The sequence below is a fragment of the Prosthecobacter vanneervenii genome (genome assembly GCF_014203095.1).
GTDB classification, from domain to species: Bacteria; Verrucomicrobiota; Verrucomicrobiia; order Verrucomicrobiales; family Verrucomicrobiaceae; genus Prosthecobacter; species Prosthecobacter vanneervenii.
Genome location: NZ_JACHIG010000001.1, coordinates 459,013 through 479,319, shown reverse-complemented (window position 1 = coordinate 479,319; position 20,307 = coordinate 459,013). Strand labels below are relative to the sequence as shown.

Sequence of the window (20,307 nt, the reverse complement as noted above, 5' to 3'; positions counted from 1 at the left end):
TGCCCGACCATGATCCGCATTCTTACCCTTCTGCTTTCGACATTCGTCCTTTTGCAATCGTCACTGGCCGCTGAGAGCAGGCCCAACGTACTCTTCATCCTTTGCGATGACCTGCGCCCAAATGCGCTCGGCTGCTACGGCTCGCCACATGTGAAGACACCAAACATCGACCGCCTGGCCGGTGAAGGCGTGCGGTTTGCCAACACCTTCTGCACCACCTCCCTCTGCTCCCCCAGCCGCGGCTCCATCCTCAGCGGGCTCTATGCACACGTGCATGGCGTCACCAACAACTTCACCGAATACCCTGCCACGCTGCGCAGCTTTCCCTCAGTGCTGCATGATGCCGGCTACGCCACCGCGTACTTTGGCAAATACCACATGGGGGAGGAGAATGACGACCCGCGCCCCGGCTTTGACATGTTTGTGACCCACAAGGGCCAGGGCAAGTATTTCGACACCGAGTGGAATCTCAACGGCAAGAAGCGCGAGGTCATCAAAGGCTACTACACCACCATCGTCACCGATCTGGCTCTGGACTGGCTCAAGCAGCAAAAGGACGGCAAACCCTGGTGCGCCTGCATCGGCCACAAGGCACCCCACAGCTTTTACACACCGGAACCCAAGTACGAGCATGCCTTTGACGACGTGCGTGTGCCCTACCCAGCCACCGCCTTCATGCTGGAGGACAAGCCCGCGTGGATCAAGCAGCGCCTCTACACCTGGCACGGCATCTACGGCCCGCTGTTTGAGTGGCGCAAAAAATTCCCCGACGACAGCCCCGCCGCCGTGAAGGACTTTGAAAACATGGTGCACGGCTACTGGGGCACCATCCTGAGCGTGGACGACAGCATCGCCCGCGTGCGCGCCTGGCTGGAGGAGACCAAGCAGCTGGACAACACCATCATCGTCTTCATGGGAGACAACGGCCTGCTTGAAGGCGAGGACGGCATGGTGGACAAACGCACCGCCCATGAGGCCAGCCTGCGCATCCCGCTGATCGTGCGCGCCCCGCAGCTGACAAAGGTTGCCAAGGTCATCGACAAGCAGGTGCTTACCGTGGATGTGGCCCCGAGCCTGCTGGAACTCTGCGGTGCTCCTGCCCTGCCTAAAATCCACGGCAAATCATTCGTCAAGCTGGTGCAGTCTGGCGATCCCGACTGGCGTCAGAGCTGGTTCTACCACTACAACTACGAAAAGCAGTTCCCCTACACGCCAAACGTCCGCGCTGTTCGCACCGACGGCTGGAAGTTCATCCACTATCCGCATGGAGACGGCTCCGCCGACAAGCACATGGCAGAGCTTTACGACCTGAAAAACGATCCAGGCGAAACCAAGAACCTCATTGGCAAGCCGGAGATGATCTCAAAGATCGAGGAGCTGCAAGGCGAACTGGCCAAACTTATGCTCGCCACCGGACTGGATGCCCACACGGACAAGATGCCGCTGGATGAAGGGGTGAAGAGCGAGCTGCCGGATGCGAAAATCAGGTAAGTGCGCCGGGGCGACAGTTTTCCCGCCTGAAACTCACCTTATTTTGTTAAAATCCGCTCTCACTGCAGATCCGCTCTTGTCAAAATCCAGAAATGAGACAGCGTCTCATTTAATCAGCCATCACTCCCATTTCATGCTTCGAACTCTCGCCGCCTACCTTTGCAGTGCCGGTCTTTTGATCGCTCAAACTCCCGCTCCAGCGCCAGCACCGACCAATCCGGAGACGGTGCCAGCGGCAGCTAGTGCACCTGCCCCCGCCCCCGGTGCTGCCACGCCTGCGGCTCCAGCGCCCGCCGCCCCTCCGGCATCAGCTCCGGCTGCAGAATCTTCCCCGCCTGCTCCGCTGCCCCCCATCCAGCCGCCGCCGGTGAAGGTTCCTGTGGTGCCCCAGCTTCCTGCCGGGCCGCCGCCAAACATCATCGTGGTGCTCATCGATGACATGGGCTGGACCGATCTCGGCTGTTATGGATCAAAGTACTACGAGACGCCGCACATCGACCAACTGGCCAAGGACGGCATGCGTTTCACCCAGGCGTATTCGGCCTGCACGGTCTGCTCCCCCACGCGTGCGGCCATGATGACAGGCAAGTCTCCTGCGCGCCTTCACATCACTGACTGGATCGCCGGTCATGTGCCAAGCAATGGCCGCCTGCTCGTTCCCAACTGGACAATGCACCTGCCGCTGGAGGAAGAGACCATCGCCGAGCGGCTCAAAACTCGTGGTTACGCCACAGCCAGCATCGGCAAATGGCATCTTGGCGAGGAGGAGTATTACCCCACCAAGCAGGGCTTTGATGTGAACATCGGCGGCGCACACATCGGCTCGCCGCCGAGCTATTTCTCCCCTTACAAGATCGCCACGCTGCCGGATGGCCCCAAGGATGAATTTCTGAGCGACAGGCTCACGGACGAGGCGGTGAAGTTCATCGAAAAAAACATGGAGAAACCGTTCTTCGTCTATCTCCCGCACTACGGCGTGCACACGCCGATCATGGGCAAGCCGGAGGTCGTCGCCAAGTATCAGGCCAAAAAGCCCGCAGGTGGTCACAGCAACCCCGTGTATGCCGCGCTCGTCGAGAGCATCGACGACAGCGTGGGCAAACTACGCGCCAAGCTGAGCGAACTGAAGCTCAGCGAAAACACCCTCTTCATCTTCACCAGCGACAACGGCGGACTGAGCCATCTCGTCAGGCCCCAGGGCTGGTCACGCGGCCCCACAGACAACAGTCCTGCCCGCCTGGGCAAAGGCAGCGCCTACGAGGGTGGTGTGCACATTCCGCTCATTGTCAGCTGGCCTGCCTTGGTGAAGCCGGACACCACCTGTGATGTGCCGGTCATCACCTATGACCATGTACCCACACTGCTGGCCGCCACGCAGACGCCGCTGAAGAAGGATCAGATCGTCGATGGAGAATCCCTGCTGCCTCTGCTCGGAGGCACTGACACGCTGGCACGCGAGGCCATTTACTGGCACTACCCACACTACCACCCCGGCAGCGCACGTCCCTACAGCGCCATCCGCGAAGGTGACTGGAAGCTCATCCTCTTCCATGAGGACAACCATCTGGAGCTTTACAATCTCAAGCTCGACGCCGGAGAAGAAGACAACCGCGCCCCCTTTGACTCCGTGCGTGCTCTGCAGTTGCGAGACAAGCTCATGGCCTGGCTCAAGGATACCGGAGCACAGATCCCGGAGCGCAATCCGAAGTATGATCCTGACAAGGCGCTGAATGAGCCGAAGAAAGCAGGAGAAGGCAAAAAGAAGAAGGCGGAATAGCGCCCGGGTCACGGGGCAGAGAGGCTGCGCCCCGACCTGCATCCCGCAACTTTCCTCCTGAAACTGCTCCGCGAGCAGCGTTCTAGTCACACAACCATGAACGCTCGCCAGCCTGCCACCTCCCGCCGTCAGTTCCTTGCCCGCAGCGCCACGGCTGCTGCGGCCTTTGGATTTCCCGCCATCGTCAGTGCGCGCTCTCCCAATGAGAAACTGAATCTCGTCTTCATTGGTGTGGGCGGGCGTGGCGCGGCCAATGTCAAAGAGCTGACCGGTGTGGCGCTATACACCCCGCCGCGTGGAAAGAATGCTGGCAAGCCGGATGCAGGCATACAGCCACCGCCAGCAGTCGAGCCGCGTGAAAACGTGGTGGCTCTGTGCGATGTGAATGGCGAGAACCTCGACCGCGCAGGTGCCGCCTTTCCCAAGGCGCAGAAGTTTCGCGATTTCCGCAAGCTGTACGATTCTGTCAGTGCTGGCGAGATCGATGCCGTGGTGATCAGCACCACCGAGCATACGCATGCCTACGCCACACTGCCTGCGCTGCTGATGAAGAAGCCGGTGTATTGTGAAAAGCCGCTCACCCATAACGTGGCCGAGGCCCGCTTCATCACCGAGGCCGCCGCCAGAGCGGGTGTGGTCACACAGATGGGCACGCAGATTCATGGCATGCCCAACTACCGCCGTGTGGTGGAGCTCATCCAGAGCGGCGCGATCGGCAAAGTCACCGAGGCGCACGTATGCGTCTCGCGCGCCTGGGGGCTGCAGAGCAAGGAGGAGGCGGAAAAGAATGGAGACATCGTCCACGTCACCGAACGTCCTGCCGAAGCCGAGACGCCACCACCATACCTCGACTGGGATCTCTGGATCGGTCCGGCACCGATGCGTCCTTACAGCAGCGTTTATTTCCCCGGCCCGAAATGGTACCGCTGGTGGGACTTTGGGAATGGCACGATGTCCGATCTAGGCAGCCACTGGAATGATCTTCCCTATTGGGCGCTGAAACTGGATGCGCCACTCAGTGTCGAAGCTTTTGGTCCGCCGCCACACCCAGAGATCGCTCCCGCCTCCATGCATGCCGTGTATGAATACGGACCACGGGGCGACATGCCGGCCTGCCAGCTCCACTGGCACCAGGGTGCAGACAAGCCCGATGTCTGGAAGAATGATCCCATCATCAGCAAATGGAGCAGTGGTGTGCTGTTTGTGGGAGACAAAGGGATGCTGCTCTCAGATTACAGCAAGCACCTCCTGCTGCCGGAAGCAGCTTTCAAAGACTTTCAGGCACCGAAGCCCTTCATCGCCGACTCCCCGGGGCAGCATGCCGAATTTCTTGCTGCCATCCGCAATGGCACGCCCACCGGCAGCCCCTTCAGCTATGCAGGCCCGCTTACTGAGGCAAATCATCTCGGCAACGTAGCCCACCGCGCCGGAGGCAAAATCGTCTGGGATGCCAAAGCCATGCGCATCACCAACAACGAGGCTGCCAATCGCTTCCTGAGCCGCGTGCCACGCGATGGGTGGAAGCTGGGCTGAAGGAACGGCTTTGGCAGTCGCGAGGAGTATTGGTACACCTCACGCCGCCGCCATTTCCTCGCGCTGCTTCCAGCGTTTCTCGTGGGTGAGCAGCGTGTGGAAGAAGTCCTCCTCTTGCTTGGGCTCAAAGCCGTTGTCCAGTGGCAGCGTGAGCTTCAACTCCAGCCCGCGTGGATCCAGATGGTGAGCCTCGGCATTGCCACCATGCAGGTGCATGGTCACGTAGCATGCCATCATGTTCACGCCGAAATCATCGGGCTTGCGGCTGCGGGTGTAGAAGGGATCAAAAAGATTCACGGGCTTATCCGTGCCTTCCCAGATGCCGTTGTCGCGCACATACATGTTCACATGACAGCGTCCGCGGGCATCGCGCTCCACCTTTGCGCTGATATGGATGCTGTCTCCTGCGCTGAGGTGCGTCAGCTCTTCCATGAAGATGAGGCGCCACATCTGGCGGAAGCGCGCCCCGTGAACGACAACGGGCGGCAGCGTGTCGTCCACATCCACCACGATCTGCAGCTTCTTTTCCGCCATCTGAGGGCCAAATAGCTCCACCATCTCGTTGAGCACAGACTTGAGATGGCATTGGTCTGTACGGTCTAGCTGCTTTGAGTGCGAGGCCTCTGCCAGCCGGGCAAGCATTGACTGAATACGCTCCAGCTGCGACTGCGCCTGGTTTTGCACATCGATCCAGAATGAGGGGTCGCGTGGGTGTGCTCCGCCGATTTCCTCCATGAGCTTCATGGGGGCCAGGTCGATGAAGGCGCGCACCACTGTCAGAGCATTGCGCAGGTGGTGATTCAGGCCTTCTGCGAGGATTCCCAGGCCGGAGACCTTGTCCGCCGAGAGCATGCTGCGCACGGTGTCTGCTTTTTCAGCCAGCAGGCGCTCGCGCTCGATGAGCGCATGGTAGTAGTCCAGCGCGTGTTTGAGCACCATGCTGAGCTCGTCGGGGTCCCAAGGCTTGTGGAGATAGCGGAAACAGCGTCCGGAATTCACCGCATCCACGGCCGCCTGGTAGTCCGTGTAGGCTGTGACGAGGATGCGAACCAGATTTGGGTTGAGCTTGCGTGCATGCTCCATCAGTTCCACCCCGCTGGGACCGGGCATGCGCTGGTCTGTGAGCAGCAGACCGATCTGCGGACCGTAGGTCTGCAGAATGCGGTAGCCATCCATCGCATTGGTGGCGGTGTGGATGGTGTATTCGTCACCGAAGATCTCTTTGAAGTAGCGCAACGCCTTCTCCTCGTCATCGACGTAGAGAATGTGATAAGGCGATAGCATCTGGCTCGACATGAACAATTAGATCAGGTGTTTTCAGGTTTCTTCAGGCTCAGGGTGAACTGGGTGTGACTGCCCGCCAGTGAGTCGATCTTTATTTCCCCGCCCATCTGCTGGATCATGCGGAAGCAGATGCTCAGGCCCAGCCCCATGCCCTGTCCCACCTGCTTGGTAGTGAAGAACGGATCAAAGATCTTGGAGAGGTTTTCCTTTGGGATGCCCATGCCGTTGTCCAGCACGATGAGATCGACGCCGTTTGGGGTGGTGGCAGCCTTCAGCCAGATGGTCGGTGCCGGGCGACCGGCCAGTGCATCCAGGCTATTTTGCACGAGGTTGAGCAGGATCTGAATGAGATAGTTTTCATCTCCCTGCGCGATGGTTCCCGGAGGAATCTCGTCCAGCAGCGCCACGCCACGATCTCCAATCTCCTTGGCCAGCAGACGCAGGGCTTTGCGGGTGGTTTCGTGCAGATCCACGGGGCGGGAGCCACGATTTTCCGGATGTGCAAAAGTACGCAGGTCGGACACGATGGCGCTCACACGGTCGATGCCCTCTCCGATGTCCTCGGCGATGCTGTTGAAGCTCTCCGCCATTTCGGGTGGCAGATTGCGGCCTTTTTTCTTCAGAAGGTAGATCGCTGACTTCACGTAGTTCAGCGGATTGTTGATCTCGTGCACGATCCCGGCACTGAGACGACCGATAGAGGCGAGCTTCTCGCTCTGATCCAGCTGGGCCTCGGTCTCACGCAGGCGTTTCAGCGTGGCGGTCAGCTCTTCATTGCGCGCAGCCAGCTCCTCGCGCTGGTCTTCCACCTTGCAGCGGTTGGCAAACTCCCGCAGGCGGATCGCGTGATGCTGGCGGCTGCCTACGTAGAGCACCACACAGTGCAGCAGGAGGAAACCGGTGTTGTTGACAAAAATACCCAGCGCACGCGGTTCATCTGTGGTGAAAAGATTTGGCAGCGTGGCGGCAAAATAAGCCACCACCACCAGTCCGAGCGTGATGCCGATCTCTCGAAACGTCCAATGGAAGACAAAGGCCGTGGCGACGATGCACAGCAGCAAACCCGCATAGTAGCCGGAACCGGGATCGCCGCTGAGGTAGATCATGAAGCAGATCATCAACGCCGGGAGCAGTGGCAGGATGATTGGATAGGCACGGCAGTACCTCCGCCCGAGAGAGCGATTTAGCGCCAGCAGCAGAGGCACACAGCTGGCCGCGCAGGCCAGACGAAGCACCAGAAACTGCCAGTAACTGTCAGGGTAGGCCATCCAGTCCAGAAAGCTGCACAATGGCACCATCACCATCACAAACCATGCCCCCATTCGGGCGTTCCGCAGATTCAGCTCCATCTGCTCCTGCTCAAACCTCGTGGGCGCAGGCACGGCCACCGTTTTCCCCTCAATTGCGGGGTCATCGGGGCGTGACGCGATCAGCGGCGAATCGAGGTCTGCCAAAGCTGTCAGAGACATAATTACTATAAAATTAATAATAATTACGTTGATAAATCAAGGTCTATTCAAGGTTTTTTACAATTCCCTGACACCCCTCAAACGCCACCGAAAGCGATTCAAAATGCACCCCTGCTTGGCAGTCTGGAATCTGCTCGCCAAGGTGCGCCGCACATGCGCATCCTGATCGCCATCGACAAGTTCAAGGGCTCCATCCCGGCCTCCGTGGCCGCCAAGTCCATCGCCTCTGCCTTGGCGCAAGCTCTCCCTGGAGCTGTCTGCGATCTCTGCCCCATCGCCGATGGAGGAGAAGGCACCGCCGAGGCAGTAGTGACCGCCCTGAACGGCGAGTGGTGTGAGGCAGCCACCTTTGACGCGCAAAGCCGCCCCGTCACCGCACGCTATGGACTCGCCACCTCGGCAGGACAGTCCGAAGCCGTGATGGAAATGAGTGCCGCCTCCGGCCTGGCCATGGTGAGCGATCTGCCGCTGAATCCGGCCACCGCCAGCACCTGGGGCACAGGCCTGATGCTGCAGGATGCTCTGGAGCGCGGGGTAAAGCGCATCGTCATCGGCATTGGCGGCAGCGCCACCAACGATGCAGGTATCGGCATGGCGGCCGCGCTTGGCTTCCGGTTTCTGGATGCCGCCGGAGCTGTGCTGGACCCGATCATTGCCAACATAGACCGGCTGGCCCGCATCGAGCAGCCTGTGGATTTCACCCCTCCCGAGATCCTGGTGGCCTGTGACGTGAACAATCCCCTGCTCGGCTCGCATGGCTGCACCCGCATCTACGGCCCGCAGAAAGGAGTCACGGACTTCGAGTTCTTTGAAAACCGCGTGCGACTTCTGGCAGACGTCGCCAAGCGTGATCTGGGCGCGGACCACCGGGATGTCCCCGGTGCAGGTGCGGCTGGCGGCCTGGGCTTTGGCCTCATGACCTTCTGCGGAGCCCGGCTCACCAGCGGCTTTGACCTCATCGCTGATCTCGTCCATCTGCACGAGCGCATTGCGGTGGCTGATCTCATCATCACTGGCGAGGGGCGCATGGATGCCCAGACACTGCATGGCAAGGGGCCCATGGGCGTGGCCGACATGGCGCATGAACTGGGCAAACCCGTGGCCGCCTTTGCCGGAGCCATCGAGGCCGAAGACCAGCTGCGCACACGCATCGATCTCCTCTGCGCCATCAAACCCAAGGACATGCCCCTGGCTGAGGCCATGCAGAGAGGCCCGGAACTCCTGGTGGCAGCCGTCACGACCCAGGCCCAGGCCCTCCGTGACCTCATGACCACCGCTTGACCGGTCCCCTTGACCGTGCTCTGTGCTCTCTCTCACTCATCCAGAACCCCGTATCACGTATCCACCATCCACGAATGAACGCAGTCCTCCTCTTCGCCGGTCAAGGCGCCCAGAAAGTCGGCATGGGCAAAGATCTTGCTGAAAGCTACACCGCCGTACGCGCCCTTTTTGACCAGGCAGATGCCACTCTCGGCTACTCACTCTCCAGCATCATGTACGAGGGACCGATGGAGGAGCTGACCAAGACCTCCCGCTGCCAGCCGGCGCTCTACGCCCACGGGCTGGCCATTCTGGAAGTGCTGAAGAGCAAGGTCCCCGCGCTGAACATCACCGCCACCGCCGGGCTTTCTCTGGGTGAATTCACCGCCCACGCCGCCGCTGGCACCTTTGACTTTGCCACCGGTCTGAACCTCGTCTTCCAGCGCGGCAGCTTCATGGAGGAAGCCTGCGAAAACACCAAGGGCGCCATGCTGGCCCTGCTGGGTGGTGAGGAATCCGCCATCCGCGAACTGGCCCAGGAATGCGATGTGGACGTGGCCAATCTGAATGCCCCCGGCCAGATCGTGCTCAGCGGCAGCGCCGAAGGCATTGCTGATGCAGCGGCCAAAGCCAAGGACAAGGGCATCAAGCGCGCCATCCCCCTGCCCGTGGCTGGCGCCTACCACAGCCGCCTGATGAAGTCCGCGCAGGACAAGCTGGCCGTGGCTCTTGCTGCAGCCCCCATCCAGAGCCCGAAGGTTCCGGTGGTATGCAACTTTGAAGCTCGCCCCGTCTCGACTCCAGAGGAGATTCGCTCCACGCTCACCAGCCAGGTGACCGGCAGCGTGCGCTGGGTGGAGAGCATGCAGCACCTCATCGCCGCAGGGCACACCACCTTCATCGAGCTTGGACCTGATGCCACTCTTGCCGGACTCATGGGCAAGATCGACAAGAGCGTGAAGGTCATCAGCATCAAAGACGCGGCCTCGCTGGATGCAGCGGTGGCGGCGCTGACGGCGGGGTGATGCCCTGAGCTGTCTTCGTTAGGTTTTCAACATCACCCGGTGCTTCCTTCCTGGAACACCGGGTGTTTTTTGAATGCTCTCCAACCCAACCAGCGTTTTCCAGAGATGTTTTTCCACGCACGACTCATTGCCGCGCTCTTCCTGCTGTTTTCCAGCTTTGGCTCTGCGCTCGATCTGCCCGGCACGGATGGTCAGATCTACAATCCGATGGCAGCAGGCAGCAAAAAAGCCTCAGTGCTCTTTTTTGTCTCCCCTTTCTGCTCCACCACGAAGTCCTTCATCAAGGAGATCAATGCCATCGCGGCGGACTATGGGGACAAGATGGCGGTGTATCTCGTGCACTCCGATCCCGAAGTCACCAAGGAGGTGGCCATGGAGCATGCCATTCTTTCCGAAGTGAAAGCCACGGTGCTGCTCGACAAGGAGCAGACGCTGGCCAAGCAGGTGCAGGCGAAGATCACGCCGGAAGCCGTGGTGATCGGCCCCGACGGCAAAACGCTGTATCAGGGCCGCATCAATGATCTCTACCTCGGCCCCACCAAACGCCAGCGTGCCGCCACCACCAAGGATCTGCGGGATGCGCTGGATGCTATTCTGAGCGGCAAACCGGTGCCTGCACCGCAGGAACCAGCCCAAGGCTGCAAGATCGGCGGCATGAAGTGATCCGCGTCACTCCTCTGCTTTCTTCCCTTTGCCTTTCTTCTTTGGTTCCGGCCTAGGTCCGGCCTGTGCTTCAAACTCCGCCTGCAGTTTCTCCCAGCGTGCAGCCATTGCCTTGACGCGCTCGGGTTCCTGGGTGGCGAGGTTGTGAGACTCCGCCCGGTCGGTGCTCAGGTTGTAGAGCTCCCACACATTTCCTTCATCACCAGAGCTGACGAGCTTCCAGTCCCCTTCCCGCAGGGCGTGGTTGCCGGAGTGATTGAAGAACAGGTAGTCGCGGCTGATCGCCTCATCTTTGACGAAGACGGGCACCAGACTGCGGCCGGGAAATGGCGGGGCATTATCCGGCATGGCGGCGATGTCGCCACCAGCCAGAGCGATGAAGGTGGGGGCGATGTCGATGACATGCCCCGGTGTGTGACGCAGTTCTCCACGTGCGTTGATTCCCTGGGGCCAGTGGGCAATCAAAGGCGTGCTGATACCGCCCTCATGCGTCCAGATTTTGTGTCGGCGGAAGGGGGTGTTGGACACCGTGGATCCTCCTGGACCGAGACACAGATACGAGGCAGCGGCACCCATCGGGGCCGCCTTGTCGTGCCCGAGTCCTCGCACCATGACCTCGGCGCTCGCACCATTGTCAGAGAGGAAAACGATGAGCGTGTTCTCCAAAGCATTCATGACCCGAAGTTGCTCCAGCACCCTGCCCACCTCCTTGTCCAGCCTGTCGATCATTGCTGCATGGATCGCCTCTTTCGTGGCCTGAAACTGCTTCTGTTCAGGCGTAAGGCTATCCCACGGCACGGCATGGCGAGTCTCGCCCGGCCCGAGGATTTCCAGATCGCTCTCCTTGCCGCTGGGGGCGGTGATCTGCGGCTCAGGATCAGACAGGCTGGTGTGCACCAGCCCGATCTGCTTCTGCCGCTCAAAACGTGCCGCCCGCGTCTTGGGCCACCCCCGGGTGTAGGTGTCCTTGTATTTGGCGATGTCCTCCGGCAGCGCCTGGATCGGGAAATGCGGTGCAGTGAATGCCACGTAAGTGAAGAAAGGCGTGCCAGCATGCTGCTGGGCGTGCTCCTTGAGGAAGTCGATGGTGTGATTGGCAATGTCGATGCTGGAGTACCAGGCACCTTCCGGCTCCGGCAGCGGCTTGTCATCCAGCTCATGGCGTTGCGGGTGGAAGTGATTGTCCTGCTTGGCCACATGGTAGGAATGCGTAAAGCCGCCATCCGCCACGACGCGTGGTGCATTGGTCACATGCCACTTTCCGGAGTGATAACTGCGATACCCCAGCGGAGCCAGCCGCTGCGGCAACGTGCGCACCCATGCGGGAAATTTGCCATACTGCGGGTCCATGCCAATCTGCTGCGCGTAGTGCCCTGTCATGAGAACACTGCGCGTGGGCCAGCAGCGCGCCGTATTGTAAAACTGCGTGAACCGCAGCCCACCCGCCGCCAGCTTGTCGAGATTCGGCGTCGCAATCTCGCTGCCATAGCAGCCGAGATCGGAGTAACCGAGATCATCCGCCAGAATGACGACGAAGTTCGGCTTGGGCGATGCAGCCTGGAGCGTCAGGCAGGAAAGCAGCAGCAGGAGAATGGACAGGCGGGTCATGCAGCATCCAACGAGTTCGATGGTGCGTTCGTATCGCGAAATTCACCGCGTTTTACACCGAAAACAAAAGTTCCTGCCATGATAAGTCATGGCAGGAACTCAATGTCATGAAGTGCCCCGGCTTATTCAGCCGCAGGAGTTTCTGGAGTCTCTGATGCAGGCGCAGCTTCGGCATCAGCTACGCTCGGAGCAGCGGCAGCTTCCGCTGCGGGCTCTGCATCATCTGCCACCACGGTGGCCACATCCTGGATGGTTTCGCCTTCATTGAGCCCCATGAGCTTCACACCTTGGGCATTACGTCCGGTTTCACGAATGTCACTCACGCGGATGCGCACGCTCTGGCCTTTGGTGGTCATGAGCATGAGCTCGTCTTTGTCATGCACCGCCTTAGCCGCGACCACTTTGCCGGTCTTCTCGGTGACGTTCATGGTTGTCACGCCCTTGCCGCCACGATTGGTGAGCAGGCGGTATTCATCAAAGGCCGTGCGCTTGCCGAGACCGTTTTCAGACACCACGAGCACCATGGTGTCGGGTTCATTGGTGATGCAGCTCACGAGGAAATCGCCATCGTCCAGCGTGATGCCACGCACACCGGCGGTGGCACGACCGATCGGGCGAAGATTCGGAGAAGCGGGATCGTCCCCGGTCTCATGGAAGCGGGCGCACATGCCTTCATGCGTGACGAGGCAGACCTCTTTGTTGCCATCTGTGAGGACGACGTCCACGAGGTCGTTTCCTTCATCCAGCTTGATGGCGATGATGCCGTCCTTGCGGTAGTTTTTGAATTCTTCCAGAGCGGTCTTTTTCACCGTGCCGTCCTTGGTGGCAAAGAGTACATACTTGTCCGCAGCCCACATGGCTTCGTCCTCGGCGCCCTGCGCCTTGAGGATGAGCACGCTGGCGATCTTTTCCTCTGCGCGCAGGTTCAGCATGTTCTTTATGCTGCGTCCTTTGCCAGTGCGTGCCGCCTCGGGGATCTGATACACGCGCTCCACGTACATGCGGCCGGTGTTGGTGAAGAAGAGCAGGAAATCGTGCAGATGAGCGCTGAAGAGATGCTCCACAAAGTCAGCGGCCTCGTCCTCGCTGTGAGCTTCGCGGGTTTCCATTCCCTTGAGCCCCTTGCCACCACGACCCTGCACGCGGTACTCGGCAGTGGCGGTGCGCTTGATGCTGCCCAAGTGTGTCATGGTGACGACGGTGGGATCGTTCGGGATGAGGTCGATGCTCTGGATCTCGCCCTCGGCGGCTTCGATTCGGGTGAAGCGCGGCGTGGCGTGCTTCAGGCGGATGGCCTGCAGCTCGTCCTTGATGATCTGGAGCACGCGCACCTCGCGGGCGAGGATGTCCATGAGGTCGCGGATGCTTGCCAGGATTTCATCGTAGTCACCTTTGATCTTGTCGCGCTCCAGGCCGACGAGCTGGTAGAGACGCAGCTCGAGGATGTCCTCCACCTGCTTGTCGGTGAAGATATATTTGTCTCCCACCACGCTGGCCTGGCCGCGGATGAGGATGCCGAGCTGCTCGGCGGTGCTGACGGCGAAGTGGTAGGCCTTGAGTCGCTCGCGGGCTTCATCGCGGCTTTTGCTGTCGCGGATGATCTTGATGAAGTCGTCCAGGTGTCCGAGCGCGAGGAGCTGGGCCTCGAGTTTTTCGGCTTTGAACTCGGCCTGCTTGAGCAGGTAGCGTGTGCGGCGGATGATGACCTCCCGGCGGTGCTCGATGTAGCACGCGATGGCGTCCTTCATGCTGAGAACGCGCGGCTTGCCGCCATCAATGGCGAGCATGTGGATGGAGAAGCTGGTCTCTAGTGCGGTATGCTTGTAGAGATTGTTCAGCACCACCTGGGCGCGGGCATCACGCTTCAGATCGATCACCACACGGGTGTTTTCGTCCGACTCGTCGCGGACACCGCTGATCTCGGTGATGACCTTCTCATTGGCCAGCTCGGCGATGCGCTTCACCAGTTCGGCCCGGTTCACGTTGAACGGGATCTCGGTGACGATGATCTGCTCGCGGTTGCCGTTCTCAACAACCTCCGCCTGACCGCGAATGCGTACGGCCCCGTGGCCGGTCTCCATGTATTCGCGGATGCCGCTGGTGCCCTGGATGGCGCAGCCCGTGGGGAAGTCAGGCCCCTGGATGAACTGCATCAGCTCACTGATGGTGATCTGCGGATTGTCCACCTGCGCACAGACGGCATCCACCACCTCGCCCAGATTGTGCGGTGGCATGTTTGTGGCCATGCCGACGGCGATGCCGGTGCCGCCATTGACGATGAGGTTCGGGAATGCAGCCGGGAAGACAACGGGCTCGGTGAGACGCTCGTCATAGTTCGGGACGAAGTCCACGGTCTCCTTGTCCATGTCGGACATGAGAGTTCCGCCGAGGTGCGTCATGCGGGCTTCCGTATAACGCATGGCAGCCGGAGGGTCACCTTCCACAGAGCCGAAGTTCCCCTGGGGATCGATCAGCGGCTCACGCATGGCCCAGGGCTGGCCCATGTGCACCAGTGTCGGGTAGATGACCGCCTCGCCGTGCGGGTGGTAGTTACCCGAGGTGTCGCCCGCGATCTTCGCGCACTTCATGTGCTTCTTCGGCGGATAGAGCGAAAGCTCATGCATCGCGTAAAGAATGCGACGCTGTGAGGGCTTCAGGCCATCACGCACGTCCGGCAGAGCACGCGCGATGATGACGGACATGGAGTAGTCCAGGAACGAATTCTTAACTTCGTCAGCAACTGAGATTGGGTGAATGTTAGGATCTTGCATCGAATGAAAACTTGAGGTGTTGAATCAGTGGAGAAAGCGGCGCAGGTGGATCACACGTCCAGGTTTCTCACATTGAGGGCGTTTTCTTCGATGAAGTGTTTTCGCGGCTCGACCACATCTCCCATGAGGATGGTGAAGATGCGCTCGGCTTCGTGGGCGTTGGTTTCGTCCAGCTTGATCTGGAGCAGCGTGCGCTTGTGCGGGTCCATGGTGGTCTCGAAAAGCTGCTTTGCGTTCATTTCGCCCAGACCTTTGAAGCGTTTGATCTCCATGCCGCGCTTGCCGATTTCCATCACCTTGTCGAGGATGCCGGGAAGACTGAAGACGGGATGAACCTTGGCGTGATCGCCTTCGCCTTCGATGACTTCAAAGAGGGGCTTGTCCTGGCTGCTGAAGTGATCGACATGCAGCCCAAGTTCATCAAGCTGCTGGAAGCGGCGGCGCATGCCGTGTGCTTCGTGGATTTCAATCAGACGGGCGCGGCGGCTGGACTTGGTCGAGTGCGCATTGCCATTCGCGGTCATGTTCGGAGTGCCGTCCTCGTTGAGCACGGGCGCCTCGACTGGCTTGGCGAACAGATGCAGATCCTGGTTGTCCTTGGCGAAAGCGGCGAGCTGCTCGTTGCCTAGGAAGTATTTCATATCCACCTCGTTGCCCTCGCGGATCATGACGAGGTAATGCGGCAGGTTGCCAGTGGCCTCGTCCCGGGCCTGGAGATAGTGCTCGAAGTCACCACCATGGCGGCGGATGATGTCGGCAAACTTGGCGACAGGCACGAGGAGTTCCAAAATGGATTTCAGGCGGTCGTCGGCCACCTTGCTGCCGTCAGCCGTGTTGCGCAGACTGATTTCACCGGAGCCCAGTTCAAGAAGGATGGCGTCCATCTCGGCGTCGCTCTGCACGTATTCCTCGCGCTTCTTGCGCGTCACCTGGTAGAGCGGCGGCTGGGCCACGTAGATGTGGCCGCGCTTCACCAGCTCAGGCATCTGGCGGAAGAAGAAAGTCAGCAGAAGGGTGCGGATGTGGCTGCCGTCCACGTCAGCATCGGTCATGATGACGATCTTGTGGTAGCGGAGCTTGTCGATGTTAAAGGAACCCTCGACATTGCTGTCACCGCCAATGCCGGTGCCAATAGCGGTGATCATGGTCTGGATTTCCTTGTTCTGCAGCACTTTCTCCAGACGTGCCTTCTCGGTGTTGATGAGCTTTCCGCGCAGAGGCAGGATAGCCTGATTGTGGCGGTTTCGTCCCATCTTGGCGGAGCCACCGGCGGAATCACCCTCGACAATGAAGAGCTCGGTCTTTGCCGGGTCGCGCTCGGAACAGTCGGCCAGTTTACCGGGCAGGCCACCGCTGCTCATGGCATCCTTGCGGATGGCCTCGCGGGCCTTGCGTGCAGCCTCGCGGGACTTGGCGGCGATGATGATATTCTTGATGACCTCGACGGCAGTATCCGGATTCTCGTCAAAGTGACGCAGCAGCCCCTCGTATACGACGGAACTCACCACTCCTTCCACCTCGCCGTTCACCAGCTTCACCTTCGTCTGCGAGTTGAAGCGCGGGTTGGGCAGCTTGACACTGAGAACGCAGATCAAACCTTCGCGGCAGTCGTCGCCCTCGATGTCTGGGAGCTTGTCTTTAAAGGCCTTAGGATTGGCGTTGATATACTGCTTCACCGCCTTGGTCAGAGCGCTCTTGAGGCCGCTGTAGTGGGTGCCGCCGTCGGGGTTCGGGATGGCATTGGCAAAGCACAGCGTCTGCTCGCTGAGGCCCTTGTTGTACTGCAGCACGCAGTCCACGAGGATGAACTTCGGCTTGTCATCGATCATGATCTCGCGGCGTCCGGCCAGCGCGATCGGTTCGGGGTGCACCTTGTCCTTGTCCGCCCCCATCTCGCGCACAAACTGCTTCACGCCTTCGGTGTAGAGCAGCACCTCCTGCCGTGGTGGCGAGACACGTTCGTCCGTGACGGTGATGTTAATGCCGGGATTAAGGAAAGCCAGTTCACGCAGACGCACCAGCAGGCGGTCAAAGTTAAACGTGGTGGTGATCGTGAAGATTGTGGCGTCCGGGAAGAAGGTGATCTTCGTGCCGGTGCGCTTAGGCTCCTCCTGCTCGCCGAGGACGGTAAGAGGCTCCGTGGTGATGCCACGCTCAAAGCCGATGGCGTAGATCTTGCCGTCGCGGAAGACCTCGCACTTGAACCAGTCTGAGAGGGCGTTCACGCACTTGGCACCGACGCCGTGCAGACCTCCGGAGAACTCGTAAGCGCCATCGCCGAATTTACCACCGGCGTGCAGATTGGTCAGCACCAGCTCCACGGTGGGAATGCCCTTGGCGTGCATTTCCACGGGTATGCCTCGGCCGTCGTCCTCCACGCTGAGGGAGCCGTCGCTGTGAATGGTGACGCTGACGTTTTTGCAGTTGCCCGCCAGATGCTCGTCGATGGAGTTGTCCACCACCTCAAACACGCAGTGGTGGAGGCCGCGCTCGTCGGGATCGCCGATGTACATGCCCGGTCGGAGGCGGACGGCCTTGAGGCCTTCGAGGTGCTGGATCTGCTCTGCTCCGTAGGCCTGGGTGGCGGCTACGTGTGTGGTGCTGTGGAGGTCGTTGTTGTCGTCAGACATAGCTGTGCTTTGCGGGGTGTTCCATCGCCTGAGTCCGTCCTCAAAAACCGCTCCGGAAACGTGCTCGATGAAGGTCATTTCAGACTAGCAGGCTGAGGGGGCTAGCCAAGGTTTTTTTGCTCTTAAGAGCAGTCTTTTTTGAAGCCAAAACCACCCCTCAAACCACGTCCTGCAGCCCCAGCTTCTCGATCACCTCCGGCAGCACCCCGGGATAAGGGCCTCCGATGCTGACATTCCCCACATAACCAAGGCTTTTCCAGGTCTGGCTGTGGCTGTAATAGCCGCTGAGGCAAAGCTGGCGGAAACGCTTGAAAAAAGCCGCTCCCACGCGGTTTTCCGGCCGCACCTCCCCCGCCCCGCAGATGTCATCTGTGAGCTGCGCCTGCTGTGCAACCCCCAGCTCTTCAAAGCGTTTCTCAAACCGCTTGAAGCTCTCCGTATTCAGCCAGCCGAGACCGCCGCGAATCGTCTCCCGATCCTCCTGGTGCGCAGGATACTCGGCGCTGATCCACTCATTGATGAAATCCGGCACGCCCACCTCGGAGGCGGCAGGTGAGGTTTCGTCCTTTGGGAGAATCAAATCCGCCAGCGCCTGTGTGGTGGCCAGTTCTTCGGCGGACAGCAGCTTTTCCCACGGAAACTTCTGCGGCTGCATGAAGTCGGGATCATGGAAAACAAAGCGCGAAGGGTGTGCCGGAGGCGCGGGCTCAGTGTGGTTTGGCGCTGCGATAGCGGGCACAGCGGCTGCGCCTGCGGCACTACTTAGGAGACCTTTCAGCGCGTTGCGGCGGGAAATGGGTGAGTTTTCAGGCATGGCACAAATCTCGGTTAGATGTTCCCCCGCTTCATCTCCTCCATCAGCCACTCGCTGGAGCGCCAGGCGAGGGCGAGGATGGTGAGGGTGGGGTTTTTGTCGGGGTTGCTGGGCAGGACGGCGCCGTCCATGAGGAAGAGATTTTTCACATCCCAGGTCTGGCAGAATTGATTCGTCACGCTCTCGGCGGCCTTGGCCCCCATGCGGGCGGTGCCCACCTCGTGGATGATCTCGCCGGGCCTTTGGATGGCATCCGCTCCACTCTGCGGTCTGGCCGTGCCGCCCATGCCTTCGATCAGCGCAGCAAAGGTCTGCTGCATGTGCTCCGCCTGCTTGATCTCGTGATCGCTCCACTTCCAGTGAAAGCGCAGCACCGGGATGCCCCACTGATCCACCACCTTGGGATCCAGTTCGCAGTAGCAGTCTTTGTTGGGCAGCATCTCGCCGCGTCCGGAGAAGCCAAACTGCGCCCCGTAGTAGCGGCGAGCGTCTTCTTTGAGCTTGCGTCCATACACACCTGGCGAGGTCGCATCCAGGTAGCCAAAGCTCTTCACATCCGGCATCTGCCGGCCGCCGCCCATCTCAATGTGGTAGCCTCGGGCAAAGCCGAGTTTCGCATGATCATTCACCAGCCACCAAGGCACGTAGGTGTGCAGGCCTCCCGCGCCATCTTCATTCATCGGAGGCAGGTCTTCCATGGCAGGAATATGCGCACCGAGGCGAGTACCCACGCTGTCCATGAGATTGCGCCCCACCTGCCCGGATGAGTTCGCCAGCCCGGCTTTGTCACCGGATTTTGAGTTCAGCAAAATGCGTGATGTTTCACAGGTGCTCGCGGCCAGGATGACCACGCGTGCTTTTGCCACCGCATCGCGGCGGGAGATCTTGTCGATGTAATGCACACCCGTCGCTTTGCCATCCGCGCCCATCACCACCTCGCGGACCATCGCGTCGGTGATGATGTCGAGATTGCCTGTGGCCAGCGCAGGCGGCAGAAGCACGGTGGTGCTCTGGAAGTTGGCGCGGATGCTGCAGCCTCGGATGCAGTTCGTGGCCCAGAAGCAGGCAGCACGGGACATCATGTCCTTGCCGATGATCTCCTGCGCCTTGGGATTGTTGGGAAAGAGCACCTTCGGCAGATTTTTCCAGTCCATCGGCTGGCTGAGCACTGCACGATGAGCGGCCACGACGGGCACGCCGAGTTTACGCCCAGCCTTTTTGGCCAGCAACTCACCCACACGCGGCTTCGGCGGAGGCATCAGCACTCCAGGTGATGAGTTGGGCGCATTGGCAATGCCATCATTTTCGCCATACACACCGATGAGCTGCTCCACGCGGTCATACCACGGAGCCATGTCTTCATAGCCCATCGGCCAGTCCACACCGAGGCCATCGCGGGACTTGGGTTTGAAATCAAACTCGCCAAACCGCAGCGAGATGCGGCCCCAATGATTCGTGCGCCCGCCGAGCATGCGCGCGCGCCACCACCAGAAGTCGCCTTCCGTCCCCTTCTTGTTGGTGTAAGGCTCTCCCGGCACCTGCCAGCCACCGTTCACCGTGGCATCGTAATACCCGAAATACCGATCCGGCGTGGCCGCCCCACGCAGCGGAGCCATCTCAGGCGTGTTGAACATTGGCGTCTCCTTCACCGGATCATAATTGCGCCCGGCCTCGATCATGAGCACTTTCACGCCATTGAGAGCCAGGATCATCGCCGCCATGCCGCCCCCAGCTCCGGATCCGACAACAATGACATCATACTGAGGCTGAGTTTTGCGTTCGGTGAGAATCGGCATGGGAAATGGTTTGCTCGGACTACAGCCAAGCGGTCATGGCGGCAAGTCATGTTACAGTTCGATCAGATTTTACGCGTTCTGCAGCGGGGTTTTTCACCCGAAAAATGACAGAACTGCCACAAGGCAAAATCGTCACCTCGCAGCTTTCGACAGTGGCAGGCAGTGAGCGCATAGGCGGCGCGCTCA

13 protein-coding genes are annotated in these 20,307 nt (G+C 60.1%); 6 read left to right on the top strand and 7 right to left on the bottom strand.

What is annotated here, in order from left to right; translation table 11 throughout:
• Window positions 1-9 precede the first annotated feature (9 nt).
• The 3 genes from HNQ65_RS01700 (at window position 10) to HNQ65_RS01690 (ending at window position 4,801) form a co-directional block, all read left to right on the top strand.
• Window positions 10-1,491 carry a sulfatase family protein gene (locus HNQ65_RS01700; protein WP_184337729.1) on the top strand — a complete coding sequence of 494 codons (1,482 nt, stop codon included), beginning with the start codon at window positions 10-12 and terminating at the stop codon, window positions 1,489-1,491.
• 133 nt (window positions 1,492-1,624) lie between these two features.
• Complete coding sequence (locus HNQ65_RS01695) at window positions 1,625-3,268, top strand: sulfatase (protein WP_221306011.1); 1,644 nt, start codon at window positions 1,625-1,627, stop codon at window positions 3,266-3,268.
• Window positions 3,269-3,364: 96 nt separating this feature from the next.
• Window positions 3,365-4,801 (top strand): Gfo/Idh/MocA family protein, encoded by a 1,437-nt coding sequence (locus HNQ65_RS01690; RefSeq protein WP_184337727.1) that lies wholly within the window; start codon window positions 3,365-3,367, stop codon window positions 4,799-4,801.
• A gap of 39 nt (window positions 4,802-4,840) precedes the next feature.
• Here the strand turns inward: HNQ65_RS01690 and HNQ65_RS01685 are convergent, their stop codons facing one another.
• Entirely contained in the window at window positions 4,841-6,097 is a 1,257-nt protein-coding gene (locus HNQ65_RS01685; RefSeq protein WP_184337726.1) for a hybrid sensor histidine kinase/response regulator, read from the bottom strand.
• A gap of 11 nt (window positions 6,098-6,108) precedes the next feature.
• Entirely contained in the window at window positions 6,109-7,554 is a 1,446-nt protein-coding gene (locus HNQ65_RS01680) for an ATP-binding protein (RefSeq protein WP_184337724.1), read from the bottom strand.
• 153 nt (window positions 7,555-7,707) lie between these two features.
• Here HNQ65_RS01680 and HNQ65_RS01675 point away from each other — a divergent pair, with 153 nt between their 5' ends.
• The 3 genes from HNQ65_RS01675 (at window position 7,708) to HNQ65_RS01665 (ending at window position 10,502) form a co-directional block, all read left to right on the top strand.
• On the top strand, window positions 7,708-8,835 hold the full coding sequence (locus HNQ65_RS01675) for a glycerate kinase (RefSeq protein ID WP_184337722.1): 1,128 nt from the start codon (window positions 7,708-7,710) through the stop codon (window positions 8,833-8,835).
• Between the two features lie 74 nt (window positions 8,836-8,909).
• On the top strand, window positions 8,910-9,839 hold the full coding sequence (fabD, locus tag HNQ65_RS01670; protein WP_184337720.1) for an ACP S-malonyltransferase: 930 nt from the start codon (window positions 8,910-8,912) through the stop codon (window positions 9,837-9,839).
• A gap of 105 nt (window positions 9,840-9,944) precedes the next feature.
• Window positions 9,945-10,502 (top strand): redoxin domain-containing protein, encoded by a 558-nt coding sequence (locus HNQ65_RS01665; protein WP_184337718.1) that lies wholly within the window; start codon window positions 9,945-9,947, stop codon window positions 10,500-10,502.
• A 6-nt stretch (window positions 10,503-10,508) separates the two neighbouring features.
• Here the strand turns inward: HNQ65_RS01665 and HNQ65_RS01660 are convergent, their stop codons facing one another.
• The 5 genes from HNQ65_RS01660 to HNQ65_RS01640 all read right to left on the bottom strand — a co-directional run bounded on the left by HNQ65_RS01660 (window position 10,509) and on the right by HNQ65_RS01640 (window position 20,121).
• Window positions 10,509-12,110 carry an arylsulfatase gene (locus tag HNQ65_RS01660; RefSeq protein WP_184337716.1) on the bottom strand — a complete coding sequence of 534 codons (1,602 nt, stop codon included), beginning with the start codon at window positions 12,108-12,110 and terminating at the stop codon, window positions 10,509-10,511.
• Window positions 12,111-12,232: 122 nt separating this feature from the next.
• A complete protein-coding gene (gene gyrA, locus HNQ65_RS01655) occupies window positions 12,233-14,881 on the bottom strand; it encodes a DNA gyrase subunit A (protein WP_184337714.1) in 2,649 nt (882 codons plus the stop codon).
• A gap of 50 nt (window positions 14,882-14,931) precedes the next feature.
• Window positions 14,932-17,511 (bottom strand): DNA gyrase subunit B, encoded by a 2,580-nt coding sequence (locus HNQ65_RS01650; RefSeq protein ID WP_184337712.1) that lies wholly within the window; start codon window positions 17,509-17,511, stop codon window positions 14,932-14,934.
• Window positions 17,512-17,668: 157 nt separating this feature from the next.
• Window positions 17,669-18,325 (bottom strand): gluconate 2-dehydrogenase subunit 3 family protein, encoded by a 657-nt coding sequence (locus HNQ65_RS01645; RefSeq protein WP_184337710.1) that lies wholly within the window; start codon window positions 18,323-18,325, stop codon window positions 17,669-17,671.
• Between the two features lie 14 nt (window positions 18,326-18,339).
• Window positions 18,340-20,121 (bottom strand): GMC family oxidoreductase, encoded by a 1,782-nt coding sequence (locus HNQ65_RS01640; RefSeq protein ID WP_184337708.1) that lies wholly within the window; start codon window positions 20,119-20,121, stop codon window positions 18,340-18,342.
• Window positions 20,122-20,307 lie beyond the last annotated feature (186 nt).

What these genes read in the sequence shown, in the direction of transcription:
- HNQ65_RS01700 (WP_184337729.1), top strand. Translation starts at nt 10, where the DNA reads ATGATCCGCATTCTTACCCTTCTGCTTTCGACATTCGTCCTTTTGCAA.
- HNQ65_RS01680 (WP_184337724.1), bottom strand. Translation starts at nt 7,554, where the DNA reads ATGTCTCTGACAGCTTTGGCAGACCTCGATTCGCCGCTGATCGCGTCA.
- HNQ65_RS01640 (WP_184337708.1), bottom strand. Translation starts at nt 20,121, where the DNA reads ATGCCGATTCTCACCGAACGCAAAACTCAGCCTCAGTATGATGTCATT.
- HNQ65_RS01650 (WP_184337712.1), bottom strand. Translation starts at nt 17,511, where the DNA reads ATGTCTGACGACAACAACGACCTCCACAGCACCACACACGTAGCCGCC.
- HNQ65_RS01685 (WP_184337726.1), bottom strand. Translation starts at nt 6,097, where the DNA reads ATGTCGAGCCAGATGCTATCGCCTTATCACATTCTCTACGTCGATGAC.
- gyrA (WP_184337714.1), bottom strand. Translation starts at nt 14,881, where the DNA reads ATGCAAGATCCTAACATTCACCCAATCTCAGTTGCTGACGAAGTTAAG.
- HNQ65_RS01645 (WP_184337710.1), bottom strand. Translation starts at nt 18,325, where the DNA reads ATGCCTGAAAACTCACCCATTTCCCGCCGCAACGCGCTGAAAGGTCTC.
- HNQ65_RS01675 (WP_184337722.1), top strand. Translation starts at nt 7,708, where the DNA reads ATGCGCATCCTGATCGCCATCGACAAGTTCAAGGGCTCCATCCCGGCC.
- HNQ65_RS01665 (WP_184337718.1), top strand. Translation starts at nt 9,945, where the DNA reads ATGTTTTTCCACGCACGACTCATTGCCGCGCTCTTCCTGCTGTTTTCC.
- HNQ65_RS01660 (WP_184337716.1), bottom strand. Translation starts at nt 12,110, where the DNA reads ATGACCCGCCTGTCCATTCTCCTGCTGCTGCTTTCCTGCCTGACGCTC.
- fabD (WP_184337720.1), top strand. Translation starts at nt 8,910, where the DNA reads ATGAACGCAGTCCTCCTCTTCGCCGGTCAAGGCGCCCAGAAAGTCGGC.
- HNQ65_RS01695 (WP_221306011.1), top strand. Translation starts at nt 1,625, where the DNA reads ATGCTTCGAACTCTCGCCGCCTACCTTTGCAGTGCCGGTCTTTTGATC.
- HNQ65_RS01690 (WP_184337727.1), top strand. Translation starts at nt 3,365, where the DNA reads ATGAACGCTCGCCAGCCTGCCACCTCCCGCCGTCAGTTCCTTGCCCGC.